A 19,447-nucleotide genomic window follows, 5' to 3' on the forward strand; every position below is an offset into this window, starting at 1 on the left:
CAGCATAAAGGCGGTAAAAGGCTGCCAATCTGTAAAAATGAGCAAATCACGTCGGAGATATGGATGTTTTTTGCTCATTTTGTGATTTTGGATATCTGAATAACCTATTCTCGGTCAGGCTCCTAGAATGTCTGGGCAGACTCAGGCCGAAAGGCAGCATGATTTTTCTAACAAAGTTGGAAACATCCTGACCATGGAAATTATCCGCGCCAATATTGGCATCACCCCAACCAAAAGGGATGTTGACGTGTCTCTTGGCACTTAAAGGGGTGCTGAATGTTGTCCTGTGCAGCTGCGACAGATAATTCTTGAAGGTGAAAGAAACGGGCGTTTTTTGCAGGTGCTCTGTTAGCTGCTCACCTTTATCCATCACTTTTGGAGTGACCGGAACCAGGTTGCCTTTATAAAGTATGGGTTGGCTTGTTGGCTCAATTGTTTCTTGAAGGCTGTTTTCATCTGCCACTGCCATGTAATAGTTCTGTTCATCGCCAACCAGCAATGTAGTCCTCATCAAGCGGATGGGCTGTCTGAAGTCATGACGAACTTTTACACGGTTACTGGTAGCCATATATAGAGATTTTTCAGCCATGGACTGATAGCTGGCTATGTCTTTTTGATCCAGTAAGGCTACATGACTGGAGCGAACAAATTTCATTCCACATTCTGGTCGCCAGATCAGCAGCCAGCTATCAGTTTCCGGGCTGTACTCTGGCACATCTTCCATCTGTCCCAGAACATAAACAGGAGAGTTTGCCGGGATGATCATACTGGAAGTTTTCTGGTCCGAAGCGGTATGAAAGATCGTTTGTGATGGATTCGTCAGAGGTCACAAACTGGGCATGAGCATCCGACACGGTAATGGCCCTGCCAGAATCTTCAAAGCGACCGAAGAGTTTATGTTTCAGTATCAGGAGCGTGTATTGATCAATATCATCCTGGCTCACTGCTCGGCCGGAAGCGAAGTAGCGGCTGGTCTTGGCTGCAGATGTTAGAACTTCATAGGCCCTGACTTGAAGCAAATCAACCGTGGCTGAAGGGGTTTGTAGTTGTTCTCTCAAATACAATTCCAGGGAGTTTCTAGTCGCTTCAGAAGCTTCTTTTCTATATTGGGCAATAGCTGTGTTTACTGAACCCTCGTTCCAGGGAGCTAGAGTTTTTCTGGCCAGGTCCAGATTTTTGATTTCACCCAATACCTTACTCTCTTCAGTATCCGGGACTGTGTACTCGAATACTTTTTGATAGTTCTGGAGCCCTTTGTAAAATGTTGCCTGCTTGTCGGCTGGTGGGTAGCCTGAGGCAGAGACAGCAATCATGCCGAACAGGGCAACAATAGAGAGAGTTTTCTGAGCATTGCATCATTACCGCTTTGTACATAAATTTGTTCTGATATGACCTTATAAAATAGTCGGGGTTCCTGACTTCGGGTTAATAGAAAGCAACCAGGCAAACCCTTGGTCTGAATGATTTGAGCAGTGAGAGTGAAGCGCATATCATTTGCCACAATTGTTGTGGAGTGGTTGATGGATAAATTACTGGGCTTGTTAGCGGATGGGCAGTTCCACTCAGGTGAAGAACTGGGTGAGCATCTGGGGGTCAGTCGGGCAGCTGTCTGGAAAAAACTGAAAGCAGTTGAAGAGCTGGGTCTGGCACTGGACTCCGTGCGCGGTAAAGGTTACCGACTCGGTAGTGGTATAGAACTGCTTGATAGTGAAAAGATCCAGGCTTGCGTGGATGCAGACGTTCGTACTAAAACGGACATCCATACCTGCTTCACGACAGAATCAACTAATGATCTTGTGCGTTCCCAGAGGCCTTTTCCTGCGGGTGTCACCCGCTTTTGTCTGGCTGAACATCAGTCTCGAGGGCGGGGACGACGGGGTCGAGTCTGGAACAGTCCATTTGGTTCAACGGTTAGCCTGTCTGCCTTATGGCAGAATGGTGAAGGCACTGCCTCTTTGGAAGGACTCAGTCTCGCCGTTGGTTTGGCCGTTGTGAAAGCCCTGGAAACGTTGGGAGCCAGAGAGCTGAAGCTTAAATGGCCTAATGATGTTCTCTGGCAGGGTAAAAAGCTCTGCGGTGTATTGTTGGAAGTACACGGAGATCCTACCGGAGAATGTGAGGTGGTCATCGGGATCGGCATTAATGTCCGTTTAAGTGATGAGCAGCTGGAAGCTATCGGTCAGCCTGCAGTTGATCTATTCAGAGTGTGTGGCAAGCATGTAAGCCGGAATACGGTAGCTGGGCAGTTGATCAATACTTTGACCCACTTGTTGGATGGCTTTGGGCAGGGCGGATTCAGATTGTTCAGGGAACAATGGTGTGAGTACGATGCTTTTCGTGGCAAAGAAGTGACATTGATGGCTTCTACTCGTTCCGTAACTGGGCGTTGTATGGGGGTCGATAATCAAGGCGGGCTGCTGCTTGAGACAGCGTCAGGTATTCATGTTTTTAATGGTGGAGAGGTGTCATTACGTCAATCATGAACGGGCTCATGAATAGGCAGTTGCAACTGGATGCCGGAAACACCCGGCTCAAATGGCGTCTCATGGCAGGAGATGCCCCAGTTCAATCCGGTTTTATTATTAATAATGATGCTGATTGGCAGATTATTCTTTCTCTGCTCCTGAATGAATTGGGGGTTATCCATTCTATTGCCATCTCAACGGTCTCTGGCAATGCTCGACTGGGACAGTTGTTACGTATCTTGTCAGAAACCACAGGTGTAGAGCCTTTCATTGCCAAAACCCAAAAAAGCTTTGCCGGTTTGACGGTGATCTATAAAGAAGTAGAAAGACTGGGGGTGGATAGATGGCTGGCAATGTTGGCGGCACATACCCGCTCTCCCAAAGACCTCAAGGTAGTTGTTAGTTGTGGTACCGCTATTACCGTCGATGTGATCGATAGCCTGGGAGATCATCAGGGGGGGTTTATTGTTCCTGGCATTCGTTTGATGAAGAAGGCTCTGGCCGTCAATACGGCAAATCTGGACAATGTTGAGCACCCTGCAGAAGCAACGGCACTGGGTACAGTGACTTCAGAATGCATTAACCATGGTGTGCTGGCCATGGCTGTTTCCCTGATCAATGAAACCTGTCTTAAATGGCCGGGTGCTTGCTTGTTGTTAACAGGTGGAGACTCTTCGTTGGTGCAAGCCTATATAAAGGAAGAAATAGAGCGGGTTGTGATTGAAGAACTGGTTCTGGATGGACTCTCGATTGCCTCTGACGGACAATAAACAGCTATGAATGAAACTATGTGCTCTGAAGACAGATAAAAGCAGAGCATCGCGATTAGTCATCACGTGTAATAAAGTCCATTGATCACTAACACTAGAAGTCTGTCAGAAAACAACAAAGCGATAAGACAGACCCTGTGCAGTTTTTTGTTGGTGATCATTCAGGTTCATAAATAACGGTAAGTCATACTCTCTATTAATAGTGTGACTTTCAAAATTCGGTTTTTAGTATGCGCTGGATCTTTCTAGTACTTCTGTTTGCCAATGCAGGCTATTTTGTCTGGGGTTATTATCATCAGTCACATAAGCCCTACCGAACAGTGAAAGTCGACTCTGAAGTACCTGTTCAGGCAGGAAAAAGGCTGATGCTATTGTCAGAGATGTCGACAGAACCACCCAGGCAGACACCGGTTAAAAAAGAAACAAAGGGAATCTCTGAAGCCCAGTGTCTTGTAGTCGGACCTTTTGAATCTTCTGCAAAAGCAGATCAGCTGCAACAGAAACTATTTTCTCTGGGTGTTTCCAGCAGGGAACGTTCTGATAATGAAGTAGTACTGGCGGATTACTGGGTTCATATTTCTCCCAGAAGTAATCGACAGGCGGCAATAAGACTCTTAAGAGAATTGCAGGGGCAAGGTATAGACAGCTTTGTGATTACTCAAGGGGAGTTGGCCAATGGCATATCCCTTGGATTATTCAGTAAAGAAACTTCGGCTAATGAAGTCAGTCGTCGTGTACAAGAAGCGGGCTATGAGCCTTCTATTAAAAAGCTGCCCCGGGAGCCTGAAACATTCTGGCTGGAGATGACTGATTCAGAAGCTGACAAGTTGAATGCTGATTTTTGGGAGAAACAAGCTGACGAATACAATGATCTGAAAATGCTGGAAAAAAACTGCAAAAGCGTTGCATCCGACAGTTCGATTCACTAATATACGCCTGCGCTTCGGGGGCAACGAAGCAAAGCAAGCTTTCTGCTTAGCCAGCAGGAATAACAAGCTTGACTTTGAATGGCTTCTGAATAGAATAGCGCAGCACTTGGTGGGGTTCCCGAGCGGCCAAAGGGATCAGACTGTAAATCTGACGCGAAAGCTTCGCTGGTTCGAATCCAGCCCCCACCACCAGATTCCCGAGTCCTCTTTCTTATAAGTTGGCTTGAGAGGTGGGTGTACTGCATGATGTAGGTTCCTGCTTTGCGGGTATAGTTCAATGGTAGAACCTCAGCCTTCCAAGCTGATGATGCGGGTTCGATCCCCGCTACCCGCTCCATTGATTCTGATTTAAGTGCTCTTGTAGCTCAGTTGGTAGAGCGCACCCTTGGTAAGGGTGAGGTCGGCAGTTCAAATCTGCTCAAGAGCTCCAGATGACAAGGGGAAGTAAGTCTTCCCCTGTTTTTTGCCTCTAATAAAGAGGTTTAAAAAGAATAAGACTTTTCAGCTTGATCGAGGTCGATTATAATTGATCGGTCCTTGTGTCGGGATGGGTGTCAAAAAAGACTGCTCAAAGATACAGGCCAGTAGTTCAATTGGTAGAGCACCGGTCTCCAAAACCGGGGGTTGGGGGTTCGATTCCCTCCTGGCCTGCCATTTCTAGATTTGTGTCAGCATTAGGTTCTGGCAAAGCTTTTCCGAATAGAGATAGTCAACTGATGAGTGGAAAACCTGAAGTAGCACCGAAGGGACGTCTGGATGGCCTTATATGGGCCCTAGTGGCGGTTCTGCTGGTTGCTGGTGTTGGTGGGAATGTTTACTTTGGCGAGTATTCTGTTCTCTATAGAGCACTGGCTTTAGTGGCTCTGGCTGCAGTGGCTGGATTTGTTGCGCTTCAAACTGTTAAAGGTGAGGCTTTCTGGACTCTGGTCAAAGAAGCCAAGGTTGAAATTCGTAAGGTGGTCTGGCCAACTCGTCAAGAGACAATTCAGACCACGCTCATTGTTGTGGCTGTGGTTGTGGTTATGGGGCTCATTTTGTGGGCGCTTGATTCTCTGCTAGGCTGGATCATCAGTAGCCTGATTGGATAGGGATTAATATGGCGAAGCGTTGGTATGTGGTTCATGCCTATTCCGGCTATGAAAAGCAGGTGATGCGTTCGCTGACCGAGCGCGTAAAGCTTCATGGTATGGAGGATCTTTTTGGTGAGATCCTGGTGCCCACAGAAGAAGTGGTCGAGATTCGAAACGGCCAAAAGCGAAAAAGTGAGCGTAAGTTCTTCCCTGGATACGTGTTAGTCCAGATGGAAATGAACGAAGATAGCTGGCATCTTATTAAAGATACTCCTCGAGTGATGGGTTTTATTGGTGGCACGGCGGACAAGCCTGCTCCTATCACTGAAAAAGAGGCAGATGCTATATTGCAGCGTGTTCAGGAAGGTGTTGAGAAGCCTCGTCCTAAGACGTTGTTTGAGCCAGGTGAAATGGTTCGGGTTGTTGATGGGCCGTTTGCGGACTTCAACGGCGTGGTGGAAGAAGTGAACTATGAGAAAAGTCGTCTGCACGTTGCGGTGATGATCTTTGGTCGTTCTACACCTGTTGAGCTGGAGTTTATCCAGGTCGAAAAAGTCTGAGTTTAAAGGCTTTAAGAATTCAAGACCCTGTCCTGTGAAAGCAGTGCAGGGTTTTTATCTGAAGGGCGTAAGCCTGAAACGGGTAGCTGAAACTGAACGTTATTAGCGAAAGCTGATGGCCTTAGTTAAAGCGGTGACCCATTGTTGAGGTTGATATGGCTAAGAAAGTCGAAGCTTACATCAAGCTGCAGGTTCCTGCAGGTAAAGCTAATCCTTCACCACCTGTTGGTCCTGCTTTGGGTCAGCACGGTGTGAACATCATGGAGTTTTGTAAGGCGTTCAACGCTAAGACTCAAGAGATGGACGCTGGTATGCCTATTCCGGTAATTATTACCGTATACGGCGACCGTAGCTTCACCTTTGAGACCAAAACTCCGCCTGCATCTGTTCTGCTGAAGAAAGTTCTGAAGCTGAAGAAAGGTTCCGGTCGTCCTAACACTGAAAAAGTGGGCACTGCTACTCGTGAGCAGCTGCTGGAAATTGCCAAGATCAAAGAACCTGATCTGACTGCAGCAGACGAAGATGCGGCAATCCGCACCATCGCTGGTTCTGCTCGTTCCATGGGTGTAAACGTGGAGGGTGTAGAATAATGGCTAAGATGACCAAGCGCGCCAAGATGATTGCTGAGAAGGTTGTAGCTGAAAAAGCGTACTCCTTCGAAGAAGCTACAAGCGTTCTGAAAGAAGTATCCAGTGTCAAGTTCAAGGAATCTGTTGAGATTGCTGTGAACCTGGGTGTTGATCCTCGTAAATCCGATCAGGTTGTTCGTGGTTCTACTGTACTGCCTGCTGGTACTGGTAAAGACGTTCGCGTTGCTGTGTTTACACAGGGCGCTAACGCTGAAGCTGCTAAAGAAGCTGGTGCAGACATCATTGGTATGGATGACCTGGCTGCTCAGGTTAAAGCCGGTGAGATGAACTTTGACGTTGTAATCGCTTCTCCTGATGCGATGCGCGTTGTAGGTCAGCTGGGCCAGATTCTGGGTCCACGTGGCCTGATGCCTAACCCTAAGGTAGGTACTGTTACTCCAAACGTTGCTGAAGCAGTTAAAAATGCTAAAGCCGGTCAGGTACGCTTCCGTACTGACAAGAACGGTATCATCCACGCAGGTATCGGCAAGATCGATTTTGAAGCGGGCTCTCTGCAAGAGAACGCTGAAGCACTGCTCGCTGAACTGAAGAAGCTGAAGCCTTCTGCCAGCAAGGGTGTTTACATGAAGAAGGTTACCCTGTCCTCTACTATGGGACCAGGCCTGACCATCGATTTGAGCTCTCTGAATATCTAATATTCATGGCTTTGCTGCAACAGCCATGAGTTGTTGAGCTAAGCATGGAATGCTGCAGACCGGATGTCTGCAGGTATCCGAAAGACTTTGGGGTCTCCGGTTTTCCGGAGGTCGTCAAAGATCGTAGGTGTTGAGATCTGTGCCTGTTTAATCAGGGTTGGGCCAGGAGGCCTGACAAAAAGATCAATGCTTAATTTCCTGCGTAGACGGTGAGCAATACAAAAGACTGATTCAGTGTTTTATATTTGACCCTTCACCGTATTGTAAGTGCCCAGCTAATCAGTGGCTGAATAGCTGGGTGTTAACTTCATAAATTGGAGTAAAGCCAATGGCGTTAGGACTCGAAGACAAGAAGGCGATTGTCGCCGAAGTCAGCGAGGCTGCACAAAGCGCTCTGTCGGCTGTAATCGCGGACTACCGTGGTCTCACGGTTGACCAGATGACTCAACTGCGTAAGCAGGCTCGTGATGGTGGCGTATACCTGAAGGTTGTACGTAACACACTGGCCAGACGCGCTGTTGAAGGTACTGAGTTTGAGTGCCTGCAAGAATCTCTGGTTGGTCCAACTGTGCTGGCTTTCTCTCAGGAAGACCCAGGCGCGGCAGCGCGTCTGATGAAGGACTTCGCTAAAGAGAATGATGCTCTGGAAGTTAAGGCTCTGTCCATCTCTGGACAGCTTCTGGGTGCAGAACAGATTGATGTTCTGGCCAAGATGCCTACTCTGGATCAGGCTCGCGCGATGCTGATGAGTGTAATGATTGCACCTGTAACCAAGCTTGCAAGAACTCTGAACGAGTTCCCATCAAGCATTACACGTGTAGTGGCAGCTGTTGCCGACGAGAAGAAGAAAGCCGCTTAAGCCCCTTGGCAGGTCAATTAACCTGCTGGCTAGTCTTTCTCTCTTATTTAATGAATTCTGGGTTTATGCCCAATAAAAGATTTTTGGAGACATACCATGGCTCTGTCTAAAGAAGATATCCTGAATGCAATCGCTGAAATGTCCGTAATGGACGTTGTTGAGCTGGTTGAAGCTATGGAAGAGAAGTTCGGCGTTACTGCTGCTGCTGCAGTTGCTGCTGCTCCTGCTGCTGCTGGCGACGCTGTTGCTGCTGCTGCTGAACAGACAGAATTCGACGTAATTCTGACTGGTGCTGGCGACAAGAAAGTAAACGTAATCAAGGTTGTTCGCAGCGCGACTGGCCTGGGTCTGAAAGAAGCTAAAGCTGTTGTAGACAGCGCTCCTGCTCCTCTGAAAGAAGGCGTGAGCAAGGACGAAGCTGAAGACCTGAAGAAGCAGCTGGAAGAAGCTGGCGCTTCCGTAGAAGTTAAGTAATTCTGCGACAGCGTTGAAATATCCAGAGCCTATTGCATAATAGACTCAGGTGGCTGGTGCCTTTATGGCACCGGCCTTTTTCCGTTGTATGAGCTATATCGTTCCGAGCTGGATGGCTGTGATCGATGGCTCAAGTAATTGATGGAGTCACACGGTTGAGATACAGCCTGTATGTGTTCTCACCGTAGTAGTAAACCTCCTTCAATCAGAGAAAGTTGCAGTGTCATTGGCAGGAAGTGAATAAAAGTATGACTTTTGTTCTGGACGCTAAAGCTCATGCAACGGTAACGGTTGAAATCACCGTTTTTTAATTGGGTATCAAAGAGGGCCACCCGCCCTCAATAAACCTAGATGGCCAGACCAGACGGTCTGATGCCAGAACCAGGTGACCAAGCTGGGGAACGCTGATGGCATACTCGTATACAGAGAAAAAACGCATCCGCAAAGACTTCGGCAAATTGCCGCATGTCATGAATGTGCCCTATCTTCTGGCGATTCAGCTTGATTCTTATCACAAGCTGCTGCAGTCCGGAAAAGAGCCGGCCGCACGTGAGGACATTGGTCTTCATGCTGCATTCAAATCCGTATTTCCAATCGTAAGTTATTCAGGAAATGCGGCGCTGGAATATGTGAGCTATAGGCTCGGTACTCCTGCGTTTGATGTCAAGGAATGTCAACTCCGAGGTGTAACCTACGCAGTACCTCTGCGTGTTAAGGTGCGCCTGATCATTTATGATAAGGAGTCTTCCAACAAGGCAATCAAGGATATCAAGGAACAAGAAGTCTACATGGGCGAAATTCCGCTCATGACTGAGAACGGTACCTTTGTAATTAATGGTACCGAGCGTGTAATCGTATCTCAGCTTCACCGTTCTCCTGGTGTGTTCTTTGACCACGACCGTGGTAAGACACACTCTTCTGGCAAGCTGCTGTACTCTGCCCGTGTGATTCCTTACCGTGGCTCATGGCTGGACTTCGAATTCGATCCGAAGGACATGCTGTACGTGCGTATCGACCGTCGTCGTAAGCTGCCTGCTACGATCCTTCTGCGTGCCCTGGGCATGAGCAATGAAGAGATCCTGAATTACTTCTTCGATACCGTTGATTTCGAAATCAGGCCTGACAATGTCTGCACTGAGTTTGCTCCTGAGCGCCTGCGTGGCGAAGCTGCAAGCTTTGACATTAAAGACGGTGATGGGAATGTTCTGGTTGAACAGGGTCGTCGTGTAACTGCACGTCACATCCGTCAGCTTCAGAAAGCCAGTATTGATCAGTTGGACGCTCCTATTGATTATATATTCGGCAAAGTTCTGGGTAAGACAGTTATTCATTCTGCTACCGGTGAAATCATTGTTGAATGCAACACTGAAATCACTCCGGAAGTATACGAAAAGCTGATGGTAGCCGGTATCAAACAGATTGAAACTCTGTACACCAATGAGCTGGATTGCGGTTCATACATTTCTGATACCCTGCGTACCGACACTACAACGAATCGTCTGGAAGCACTGGTAGAAATCTACCGCATGATGCGTCCTGGTGAGCCACCTACTCAGGAAGCCGCAGAAACCCTGTTCGGTAATTTGTTCTTCTCACCAGAGCGCTATGATCTCTCTGCGGTGGGTCGCATGAAGTTCAACCGTCGTCTGGGTCGTGAAGCCGACACCGGCTCCGGTGTACTGGACAATGCCGATATCGTTGATGTTCTGAAAACACTGGTAGACATCCGTAACGGTAAAGGTATCTGTGACGATATCGACCATCTGGGTAACCGTCGTGTTCGTTCTGTTGGTGAAATGGCCGAAAACCAGTTCCGTGTGGGTCTGGTTCGTGTTGAGCGTGCCGTTAAGGAACGTCTGAGTCTGGCCGAATCTGAAGGCCTGATGCCTCAGGATCTGATCAACGCCAAACCGGTTGCAGCAGCTATCAAGGAATTTTTCGGTTCCAGCCAGCTGTCCCAGTTTATGGACCAGAACAACCCGCTGTCCGAGGTTACTCACAAGCGCCGTGTATCTGCACTTGGCCCTGGTGGTCTGACCCGTGAGCGTGCCGGTTTTGAAGTTCGAGACGTACACCCGACCCACTACGGTCGTGTATGTCCTATCGAAACCCCTGAAGGTCCAAACATCGGTCTGATCAACTCCCTGGCTACCTATGCTCGTACAAACGACTATGGTTTCCTGGAGTCTCCATACCGCAAGGTTGTGGATGGTAAGGTTACTGATGAAATTGACTACCTGTCTGCCATCGAAGAAGGTGAGTACGTAATCGCTCAGGCTTCTGCCAAGATGGATGACAACAAGACGCTGAATGAAGAACTGGTAAACGTTCGTCATCGTAACGAATTTACCCTGATGGGTCCTGAGAAAGTCCAGTACATGGACGTTTCCACCAAGCAGGTAGTATCCGTTGCGGCATCCCTGATTCCATTCCTTGAGCACGACGATGCTAACCGTGCCTTGATGGGATCGAACATGCAGCGTCAGGCTGTTCCAACCCTGCGTGCCGATAAGCCTCTGGTAGGTACCGGCATGGAGCGCAACGTAGCGTCCGACTCCGGTGTCTGTGTTGTTGCTCAGCGTGGCGGTATTATTGACACTGTAGATGCAGCAAAGATCGTTGTTCGTGTTAACAATGATGAATTGCAGCCCGGTGAAGCCGGTGTAGATATCTACAACCTGACGAAATACACCCGTTCTAACCAGAACACCTGTATCAACCAGCGCTCTCTGGTTCGTGCCGGTGAGACTATTGCCCGTGGCGATATTCTGGCTGACGGCCCATCCGTAGATATGGGTGAGTTGGCTCTGGGTCAGAACATGCGCGTCGCGTTCATGCCTTGGAACGGTTACAACTTTGAGGACTCCATCCTCATCTCCGAGCGCGTTGTACAGGAAGACCGCTTCACTACGATTCACATTCAGGAACTGACCTGTGTGGCTCGCGACACCAAGTTGGGACCAGAAGAAATTACTTCTGATATTCCTAACGTAGGTGAGTCTGCACTGAACAAGCTGGATGAAGCCGGTATTGTTTATGTGGGTGCAGAAGTGGGCGCGGGTGACATTCTGGTCGGCAAAGTAACCCCTAAGGGTGAAACTCAGCTGACACCAGAAGAGAAACTGCTGCGTGCTATCTTCGGTGAGAAGGCTTCCGACGTTAAGGATACTTCTCTGCGTGTACCTACCTCTGTGAAAGGTACCGTCATCGACGTTCAGGTATTCACCCGTGACGGCGTTGAGAAAGACATCCGTGCCCAAGCCATCGAAAAGTCGGCTTTGGACGAGTACCGCAAAGACTTGAACGAAGAGTTCCGTATCGTTGAAGAAGATACCTTCGATCGTCTGCGTGAAGCTCTGCGTGGTCAGTCTGTAGATCGTGGTCCTGGTCTGAGCAAGGGCAACACCATCACTGACGAGTTCCTGAATGGTCTGGAACACGAGCAGTGGTTCCGTCTGTCCATGTCTGATGAAGCTCTGAATGAGCAGCTGGATCTCGCGAGAGAACAGCTGAAGGAACGTCGTGCACAGCTCGACGAGCGCTTCGAAGACAAGAAGAAAAAGCTGCAGACCGGTGACGACATGGCGCCAGGCGTCCTGAAAATCGTCAAGGTTTATCTGGCTATCAAGCGTCGCATCCAGCCGGGTGATAAGATGGCGGGTCGTCACGGTAACAAGGGTGTTATCTCCATCATCATGCCTGTCGAAGACATGCCATACGATGAAGAAGGTAACCCGGTTGATATCGTACTGAACCCTCTGGGTGTACCGTCTCGAATGAACGTAGGTCAGGTACTTGAAACTCACCTGGGTGCAGCTGCACGCGGTCTGGGTCACAAGATTAACCGCATGATCGAGTCTCAGAAGAAAGTTGCTGAAATCCGTGAATTCCTGGATCAGGTTTACAACGGTGTTGGTGGCGGTCGTGTTGAGGAGCTGGATAAGTTCTCTGACGAAGAAGTCATGGAGCTGGCCAAGAACCTGCGCGGCGGTGTCCCAATGGCCACTTCTGTATTTGACGGTGCTAAAGAGTCTGAAGTGAAGGAGCTCCTGCGTCTGGCTGATATCAGCGACACAGGTCAGGTAGCGCTTCACGATGGTCGTACAGGTGATGCCTTTGACCGTCCGGTAACGGTTGGATACATGTACATGTTGAAGCTCAACCACTTGGTTGACGACAAGATGCACGCACGTTCAACTGGTTCTTACTCTCTGGTTACCCAGCAGCCGCTGGGTGGTAAAGCCCAGTTCGGTGGTCAGCGTTTCGGTGAGATGGAAGTATGGGCACTTGAAGCATACGGTGCTGCTTACACCCTGCAGGAAATGTTGACTGTTAAGTCTGATGATGTCGCTGGCCGTACCAAGATGTATAAGAACATCGTCGATGGTGATCATCGAATGGAAGCCGGGATGCCCGAGTCCTTCAACGTATTGTTGAAAGAGATTCGTTCTCTGGGTATCGACATTGAGCTGGACACCGAATAACGAAAACGTGTGGTTTGATGGCCGGGTTGATATCCCGGTTATCAGGCTGCACGAGGAGATGCGATCTTGAAAGACTTGCTGAATCTACTCAAGACCCAGGGCCAGACTGAAGAGTTTGACTCGATTCGTATCGGTCTGGCTTCCCCAGAAATGGTACGTTCCTGGTCTTACGGTGAAGTTAAAAAGCCGGAAACAATCAATTACCGTACGTTCAAGCCTGAACGTGACGGACTTTTCTGCGCCAAAATCTTTGGCCCAGTTAAGGACTACGAGTGCCTGTGCGGTAAGTACAAGCGTCTGAAGCACCGTGGTGTTATCTGTGAAAAATGTGGTGTAGAAGTTGCATTGGCTAAAGTGCGTCGTGACCGTATGGGTCACATCGAACTGGCCAGTCCTGTTGCCCACATCTGGTTTCTGAAGTCCCTGCCATCCCGTATTGGTCTGTTGTTGGACATGACCCTGCGTGATATCGAGCGGGTACTTTACTTTGAGTCTTACGTAGTTATTGATCCGGGTATGACTACCCTGGAGAAAAACCAGCTGCTGAATGATGAGCAGTACTACGAAGCTCTGGAAGAGTTTGGCGATGACTTTGACGCCCGCATGGGTGCTGAAGCGATCAAAGCTCTGTTGGCAGATATCGAGCTGGGTGAAGAAGTTGAAATGCTGCGTGAAGAAATTCCGCAGACCAACTCTGAAACCAAGCTGAAGAAGCTGAGTAAGCGTCTGAAGCTGCTGGAAGCTTTCCACAAGTCAGGTAACAACCCTGAGTGGATGATTCTGACAGTTCTGCCAGTTCTGCCACCTGATCTGCGCCCTCTGGTGCCTCTGGATGGCGGCCGTTTCGCAACGTCCGACCTGAACGATCTGTACCGTCGTGTGATCAACCGTAACAACCGTTTGAAGCGTCTGCTTGATCTGAACGCTCCAGACATCATTGTCCGCAATGAAAAGCGTATGCTGCAGGAATCTGTAGACGCGCTGCTGGATAATGGTCGTCGCGGCCGTGCTATTACCGGTTCTAACAAGCGTCCTCTGAAATCCCTGGCTGACATGATCAAGGGTAAGCAGGGTCGTTTCCGTCAGAACTTGCTCGGTAAGCGTGTTGACTACTCTGGCCGTTCTGTAATCACCGTAGGTCCTACCCTGCGTCTGCATCAGTGCGGTCTGCCCAAGAAAATGGCTCTGGAATTGTTCAAGCCATTCATCTTCGGCAAGCTGGAAGCTAAAGGTCTGGCAACGACCATCAAAGCTGCCAAGAAGATGGTAGAGCGTGAAACCCCTGAGGTTTGGGATGTTCTGGCTGACGTGATCCGTGAACATCCAGTGATGCTGAATCGTGCACCTACTCTGCACCGTCTCGGTATCCAGGCGTTCGAACCGGTTCTGATCGAAGGTAAAGCGATTCAACTGCACCCACTGGTATGTGCGGCTTATAACGCTGACTTCGACGGTGACCAGATGGCGGTACACGTACCTCTGACTCTGGAAGCCCAGCTTGAAGCCCGTGCCCTGATGATGTCTACCAACAACATCCTGGCACCTGCAAGTGGCGAGCCTATTATCGTACCTTCCCAGGACGTTGTACTGGGTCTGTACTACATCACCCGTGACCGTATTAACGCCAAGGGTGAAGGCATGGCTTTCGTTGATGTTAACGAAGCCCTGCGTGCATACCGTACCGGTCATGCTGATCTGCATGCCCGCATCAAGGTGCGTGTATCAGAAAGATACAAAGACGACGACGGCGTAGAGCACAGCAATGCCTTCCTGGCTGATACCACTGTTGGTCGTATCCTGCTGTGGGAAGTTGTGCCTGAAGGCCTGCCTTTTGAACTGGTCAACCAGACCATGAAGAAGAAGGCGATCTCTCGTCTATTGAATACCTGTTACCGCAACGTTGGTCTGAAAGAAACCGTTATCTTTGCTGACCAGATGCTGTACATGGGCTTCCATTACGCGACCATCTCCGGTTCGTCTATCGGTGTTAACGACTTCGTTATCCCGGGTGACAAGAGCCGTATCATCGATGACGCTAATGAAGAAGTGCGTGAGATTGAAAACCAGTTTGCTTCCGGCCTGGTAACCCAGGGTGAGAAGTACAACAAGGTGATCGATATCTGGTCTCGTGCCAACGAATTGCTGGCCAAGCGCATGATGGACAACCTGAAGTCCGATACCGTTATTAACCGTGACGGTAAAAAGGAAGAGCAGGAATCCTTCAACAGCGTTTACATGATGGCTGACTCCGGTGCTCGTGGTAGTGCTGCACAGATTCGTCAGTTGGCCGGTATGCGTGGTCTGATGGCCAAGCCAGACGGCTCCATCATCGAAACGCCTATTACTGCGAACTTCCGTGAAGGTCTGAACGTACTGCAGTACTTCATCTCTACTCACGGTGCTCGTAAAGGTCTGGCCGATACCGCTCTGAAGACAGCGAACTCCGGTTACCTGACACGTCGTCTGGTAGACGTAGCCCAGGATCTGGTTGTTACTCAAGACGACTGTGGCACTGTACATGGTCTGCCAATGACTCCGCACATCGAAGGGGGTGAAGTTGTTGAACCTCTGGGTGAGCGTATTCTGGGCCGTGTTGTCGCTGAAGACGTACTCAAGCCGGGTGCCGATAATGAGATTGCTGTACCAGCTGGTACTTTGATCGATGAAGCCTGGGTCAAGCGTCTGGAGCTGATGAATGTTGACGAAGTTAATGTTCGCTCTCCAATCACCTGTGATACCCGTTACGGTATCTGCTCCAGCTGTTACGGTCGTGACCTCGGACGTGGACACCTGGTTAACAAGGGTGAAGCTGTCGGCGTTATCGCTGCACAGTCTATCGGTGAGCCCGGTACCCAGCTGACCATGCGTACCTTCCACATCGGTGGTGCTGCTTCCCGTGCTTCTGCACAGGACAATATTTCTGTGAAGAGTAAAGGTATAGCACGCCTGCTGAACCTGAAGCATGTTGAACGTAAAGACGGCAACCTGGTTGCGGTAAGTCGTTCCGGTCAGCTGGCTATTGCAGATGAGTTCGGTCGTGAGCGTGAGCGTTACAAACTGCCATACGGTGCCGTTTTGTCCGTGAAGGACAACATGGGTGTTGAAGCCGGTCAGGTTGTTGCCAAGTGGGATCCACACACGCACCCGATTGTTACTGAACTGTCTGGTACGGTTAAGTTCCTGGGCATGGAAGAAGGCATTACCGTCAAGACTCAGACTGATGATCTGACGGGGCTGTCCAACATTGAAGTACTGGATCCGAAGGATCGTCCTTCTACTGGTAAGGATATTCGTCCTGCTATCCAGCTACTGGATGCCAACGGTAAAGAACTGAAGCTGCCTAATACTGACGTAACAGCGCAGTACTTCCTGCCAGCTAATGCTCTGGTTAACCTGGCGGACGGTACCACTGTAGAAATTGGTGACGTTGTTGCCCGTATTCCACAGCAGTCCGGCGGTAACAAGGACATCACCGGTGGTCTGCCACGAGTGGCGGATCTGTTTGAAGCCCGTAAGCCTAAAGAGCATTCTATTCTTGCGGAAATCACCGGTACCATCGGCTTCGGTAAAGAGACCAAAGGCAAGAAGCGTCTGGTTATCACTCCGAACGATGGCAGCGATCCGTATGAAGAGCTGATTCCGAAGTGGCGTCACCTGAACGTGTTCGAAGGTGAGCAGGTTACCAAGGGTGAAGTAATCTCTGACGGTCCTACCAACCCGCACGACATTCTGCGTCTGTTGGGTGTTGGTGAGCTGGCACGTTATATCGTTAACGAAATCCAGGACGTATACCGTCTGCAGGGCGTTAAGATTAACGACAAGCACATCGAAACCATCCTGCGTCAGATGCTGCGTAAGGTAGAAGTTAGCAATACTGGTGATTCTACACTGATCCGTGGTGATCAGATGGAACTGACTTCTGTTCTTGAAGAGAACGAGAAGCTGGCTTCCCAGGACCAGATCCCTGCCAAGTACGATCGTGTACTGCTGGGTATCACCAAAGCGTCTCTGGCGACTGAATCCTTCATCTCTGCGGCTTCCTTCCAGGAAACCACACGAGTACTGACGGAAGCAGCGGTTACCGGTAAGCGTGACTACCTGCGTGGTCTGAAAGAGAACGTAGTTGTGGGTCGTTTGATCCCGGCAGGTACGGGTCTGACTTACCACGAAGAGCGTCGTAAGGGTCGTGAAGAGCCTGAGTTTGAAGTACCGAGCAAGGTATCTGCTTCTGAAGTTGAAGCGGCTCTGTCTGAAGCTCTTAACTTCGGCGAAGTCTGATAGCAGTAGCTATTCGACCATAGAGAAAGGCTGCCTTGTGCAGCCTTTCTTGTATCTGGGGTAGTGAAAATACTATGTAGTAACTCATGGTGATAAGTTCTGCGATCAGTGTTTTTGAGATACAAGTCGCTCAAGGAATATAATGTTGAGCACTTCAGGTGCAAAGCTCTGCCATTCAACGGGTAAAGGGAAAGAAAAGATTCAGTCCCCAAAGAGAATGGTATGAGAAAATAATGAGTGATAAAAAATACAGATACATCTACTGACGCTTGATGTAGGCTACGGTGTCAGTGCTGGACACTCGCAAGGAGTCGCTGTGGCGGAGAATAATTTTAAAAAGTTCATTGGTAAAAAAGGCAAGGTTTATAACGCTCGCTGGGAGGAGGCATTTGATCGCATCCTCACGCCTTTTGAAGAATTTATCCATCGTCAGACAACCAGCGGTATTCTGCTGATGATCTGCGCTGTCATCGCTCTGGTGATAGCGAACAGTAATCTTTACCCTGCTTATGAGCATGTTCTGAAAACCTACGCTGGTATTTCCATTGGCGATGGTGGTCTGAAAATGTCTATCCACCATTGGGTTAATGATGGTTTGATGGCCTTTTTCTTTTTCCACGTGGGTTTGGAACTCAAACGTGAATTCCTTGTTGGGGAATTGTCGGATCTCAAGCATGCCGTTCTGCCCATAATGGCCGCTATCGGTGGCATGGTTGTACCTGCCCTGATTTATGCAGGTCTTAATCCGGAAGGGGTTGCCGCCGATGGCTGGGGAATCCCGATGGCAACGGACATTGCCTTTGCCGTAGGTACCTGTGCACTTCTGGGTGGTCGTGTTCCAAATAGTCTGATCACCTTCCTGGTGGCTTTGGCCATTGTTGATGACCTGGGTGCCATCGCGATTATCGCCATTTTCTACACCAATGAAATCAATCAGATGGCATTGATGTGGGCAGTAGGCTTTACTGCATTTTTATCGGTGCTCAATGCATCTGGTATCCGTAATCCGCTTCCCTATTTATTGGTGGGTGCCGGGCTCTGGTTCCAGTTATACGAAGCAGGTATCCATGCAACGCTTGCCGGTGTGATCACTGCCTTTGCCGTACCGGCAAAACCGAAATACGATCCTGTGGCGTTCAGTGACCAGATAAAGGGTCTGATCCGTCGATTTGATAGCAGTTACCGGCCAGGTGAGAATGTTCTACGCAATGAAAAAATGCGTGCTTATGTTCGTGCTTTGGGAGACGGTAGCCGGTTAGCAGAAGCGCCATTGCAGCGGATCGAAACAGGTTTGCACCTGCCGGTGACCTATATTGTCATTCCTATTTTCGCTCTGGCCAATGCCGGCATCCCTTTTAATGTATTTTCAGGGGATGCAGAGATCTTTAATAACATTACTCTCGGAGTCACTCTGGGTCTGGTGTTAGGTAAGTTGATTGGTATTGCCGGAGCTACCTGGGTTGGTTGGAAGCTGGGCTGGGGTGAGTTACCTCACAATTGCAACTTCATGCATATTGTCGGTGTTGCTTTCCTGGGAGGGATAGGCTTTACCATGTCGATCTTTATTTCTGAGCTGGCATTTGTCGGAAACCCTAATGATCTGGTATTGGCAAAAGCCGGTGTATTGGTCGCCTCGTTGATAGCTGGTATTGCAGGCTATATATGTCTGGCAAAAGCATCGCCAAAACCGGTGGAAGATAACAGCTATGGGCAGGCATAAAGCTCAGTAGTTCCCATTTGAATATTTGTAGCCCGGAGTTTACTCCGGGTTTTTTATGCCGATGTTTGAGTGAAATTTAATTATGAGGCTACTTCAAAGCAGCTCCTGGTGCATTTTAAGAAGTTTGTCTTTGTGTCAGACATGTCATTAAACAGTCATCTGAAACCGTTATAAAAAGTCCTGATCAAATTAATAGAATCAGGAACCTCAATGGAACTGAAACTCGCTCGTCACGCCTTTCTTTTGGCTGCTCCTTTCGTTATCGCCGGCTGCTCAACGGTTCAGGAAACCGCTGGAATCACTTATCCAACGATGGAGCCTATCGGACGTTACGCGTCAGGTAATTTTCATAAAGGTGCGGCAGAGATTGTAGCCTGGCATAAAGCGAGCCAGTCCATCTACGTTGTGAATGCCAGTGATAAAACTATTGAGGCTCTTTTGAAAAATGAGTGGGTAACCATGTATATTTACCCACTTCACTCACCCCATTGAACTCACCTGAAGGCTCACATGGAAGACCTGTTTCAGACCGCTCTTGGCATTACCGCTCCTT

15 protein-coding genes and 4 tRNA genes are annotated in these 19,447 nt (G+C 49.1%); 17 read left to right on the top strand and 2 right to left on the bottom strand.

What is annotated here, in order from left to right; translation table 11 throughout:
* Positions 1 to 46 precede the first annotated feature (46 nt).
* Positions 47 to 766 carry a hypothetical protein gene (locus tag ACR2PX_RS29435; RefSeq protein WP_434002910.1) on the bottom strand — a complete coding sequence of 240 codons (720 nt, stop codon included), beginning with the start codon at positions 764 to 766 and terminating at the stop codon, positions 47 to 49.
* The gene (locus ACR2PX_RS29440; protein WP_434002911.1) at positions 690 to 1,313 is read right to left on the bottom strand and encodes a hypothetical protein; all 624 of its coding nucleotides are present in this window, start codon (positions 1,311 to 1,313) and stop codon (positions 690 to 692) included. The genes ACR2PX_RS29435 and ACR2PX_RS29440 overlap by 77 nt, the downstream gene beginning before the upstream one ends.
* Before the next feature lie 207 nt (positions 1,314 to 1,520).
* Here ACR2PX_RS29440 and birA point away from each other — a divergent pair, with 207 nt between their 5' ends.
* The 17 genes from birA to ACR2PX_RS29525 all read left to right on the top strand — a co-directional run bounded on the left by birA (position 1,521) and on the right by ACR2PX_RS29525 (position 19,386).
* Positions 1,521 to 2,483 carry a bifunctional biotin--[acetyl-CoA-carboxylase] ligase/biotin operon repressor BirA gene (gene birA / locus ACR2PX_RS29445; protein WP_434002912.1) on the top strand — a complete coding sequence of 321 codons (963 nt, stop codon included), beginning with the start codon at positions 1,521 to 1,523 and terminating at the stop codon, positions 2,481 to 2,483.
* An 8-nt stretch (positions 2,484 to 2,491) separates the two neighbouring features.
* Positions 2,492 to 3,235 (top strand): type III pantothenate kinase, encoded by a 744-nt coding sequence (locus tag ACR2PX_RS29450; protein WP_434002914.1) that lies wholly within the window; start codon positions 2,492 to 2,494, stop codon positions 3,233 to 3,235.
* A 230-nt stretch (positions 3,236 to 3,465) separates the two neighbouring features.
* Positions 3,466 to 4,164 (top strand): SPOR domain-containing protein, encoded by a 699-nt coding sequence (locus ACR2PX_RS29455; RefSeq protein ID WP_434002915.1) that lies wholly within the window; start codon positions 3,466 to 3,468, stop codon positions 4,162 to 4,164.
* A gap of 108 nt (positions 4,165 to 4,272) precedes the next feature.
* Positions 4,273 to 4,356 (top strand) — tRNA-Tyr (locus ACR2PX_RS29460).
* 71 nt (positions 4,357 to 4,427) lie between these two features.
* Positions 4,428 to 4,501: transfer RNA gene (locus tag ACR2PX_RS29465), tRNA-Gly, on the top strand.
* A gap of 17 nt (positions 4,502 to 4,518) precedes the next feature.
* A tRNA-Thr gene (locus tag ACR2PX_RS29470) sits at positions 4,519 to 4,594 on the top strand.
* 148 nt (positions 4,595 to 4,742) lie between these two features.
* A tRNA-Trp gene (locus tag ACR2PX_RS29475) sits at positions 4,743 to 4,818 on the top strand.
* Positions 4,819 to 4,880: 62 nt separating this feature from the next.
* Positions 4,881 to 5,252 carry a preprotein translocase subunit SecE gene (secE, locus tag ACR2PX_RS29480; protein WP_434002916.1) on the top strand — a complete coding sequence of 124 codons (372 nt, stop codon included), beginning with the start codon at positions 4,881 to 4,883 and terminating at the stop codon, positions 5,250 to 5,252.
* A gap of 8 nt (positions 5,253 to 5,260) precedes the next feature.
* Complete coding sequence (gene nusG / locus ACR2PX_RS29485; RefSeq protein WP_434002917.1) at positions 5,261 to 5,794, top strand: transcription termination/antitermination protein NusG; 534 nt, start codon at positions 5,261 to 5,263, stop codon at positions 5,792 to 5,794.
* A 155-nt stretch (positions 5,795 to 5,949) separates the two neighbouring features.
* Positions 5,950 to 6,384 carry a 50S ribosomal protein L11 gene (rplK, locus tag ACR2PX_RS29490; protein WP_434002918.1) on the top strand — a complete coding sequence of 145 codons (435 nt, stop codon included), beginning with the start codon at positions 5,950 to 5,952 and terminating at the stop codon, positions 6,382 to 6,384.
* The gene (gene rplA / locus ACR2PX_RS29495) at positions 6,384 to 7,079 is read left to right on the top strand and encodes a 50S ribosomal protein L1 (RefSeq protein WP_434002919.1); all 696 of its coding nucleotides are present in this window, start codon (positions 6,384 to 6,386) and stop codon (positions 7,077 to 7,079) included. The genes rplK and rplA overlap by 1 nt, the downstream gene beginning before the upstream one ends.
* A 328-nt stretch (positions 7,080 to 7,407) precedes the next feature.
* Positions 7,408 to 7,938, top strand: a complete 531-nt coding sequence (gene rplJ, locus ACR2PX_RS29500; RefSeq protein WP_434002920.1) for a 50S ribosomal protein L10 — start codon at positions 7,408 to 7,410, stop codon at positions 7,936 to 7,938.
* A 96-nt stretch (positions 7,939 to 8,034) separates the two neighbouring features.
* Positions 8,035 to 8,412, top strand: a complete 378-nt coding sequence (gene rplL / locus ACR2PX_RS29505) for a 50S ribosomal protein L7/L12 (RefSeq protein WP_434002921.1) — start codon at positions 8,035 to 8,037, stop codon at positions 8,410 to 8,412.
* A gap of 407 nt (positions 8,413 to 8,819) precedes the next feature.
* Positions 8,820 to 12,896: a DNA-directed RNA polymerase subunit beta gene (gene rpoB / locus ACR2PX_RS29510; protein ID WP_434002922.1), complete on the top strand. Its 4,077-nt coding sequence runs from the start codon at positions 8,820 to 8,822 to the stop codon at positions 12,894 to 12,896.
* A gap of 66 nt (positions 12,897 to 12,962) precedes the next feature.
* On the top strand, positions 12,963 to 17,174 hold the full coding sequence (gene rpoC / locus ACR2PX_RS29515; RefSeq protein WP_434002923.1) for a DNA-directed RNA polymerase subunit beta': 4,212 nt from the start codon (positions 12,963 to 12,965) through the stop codon (positions 17,172 to 17,174).
* Between the two features lie 316 nt (positions 17,175 to 17,490).
* Positions 17,491 to 18,894: a Na+/H+ antiporter NhaA gene (gene nhaA, locus ACR2PX_RS29520; RefSeq protein WP_434002924.1), complete on the top strand. Its 1,404-nt coding sequence runs from the start codon at positions 17,491 to 17,493 to the stop codon at positions 18,892 to 18,894.
* 210 nt (positions 18,895 to 19,104) lie between these two features.
* A complete protein-coding gene (locus tag ACR2PX_RS29525; RefSeq protein WP_434002925.1) occupies positions 19,105 to 19,386 on the top strand; it encodes a hypothetical protein in 282 nt (93 codons plus the stop codon).
* Positions 19,387 to 19,447 lie beyond the last annotated feature (61 nt).

Origin of the sequence: Endozoicomonas sp. (genome assembly GCF_051008435.1) — a bacterium.
In the GTDB taxonomy this organism is placed as follows: domain Bacteria; phylum Pseudomonadota; class Gammaproteobacteria; order Pseudomonadales; family Endozoicomonadaceae; genus Endozoicomonas_A.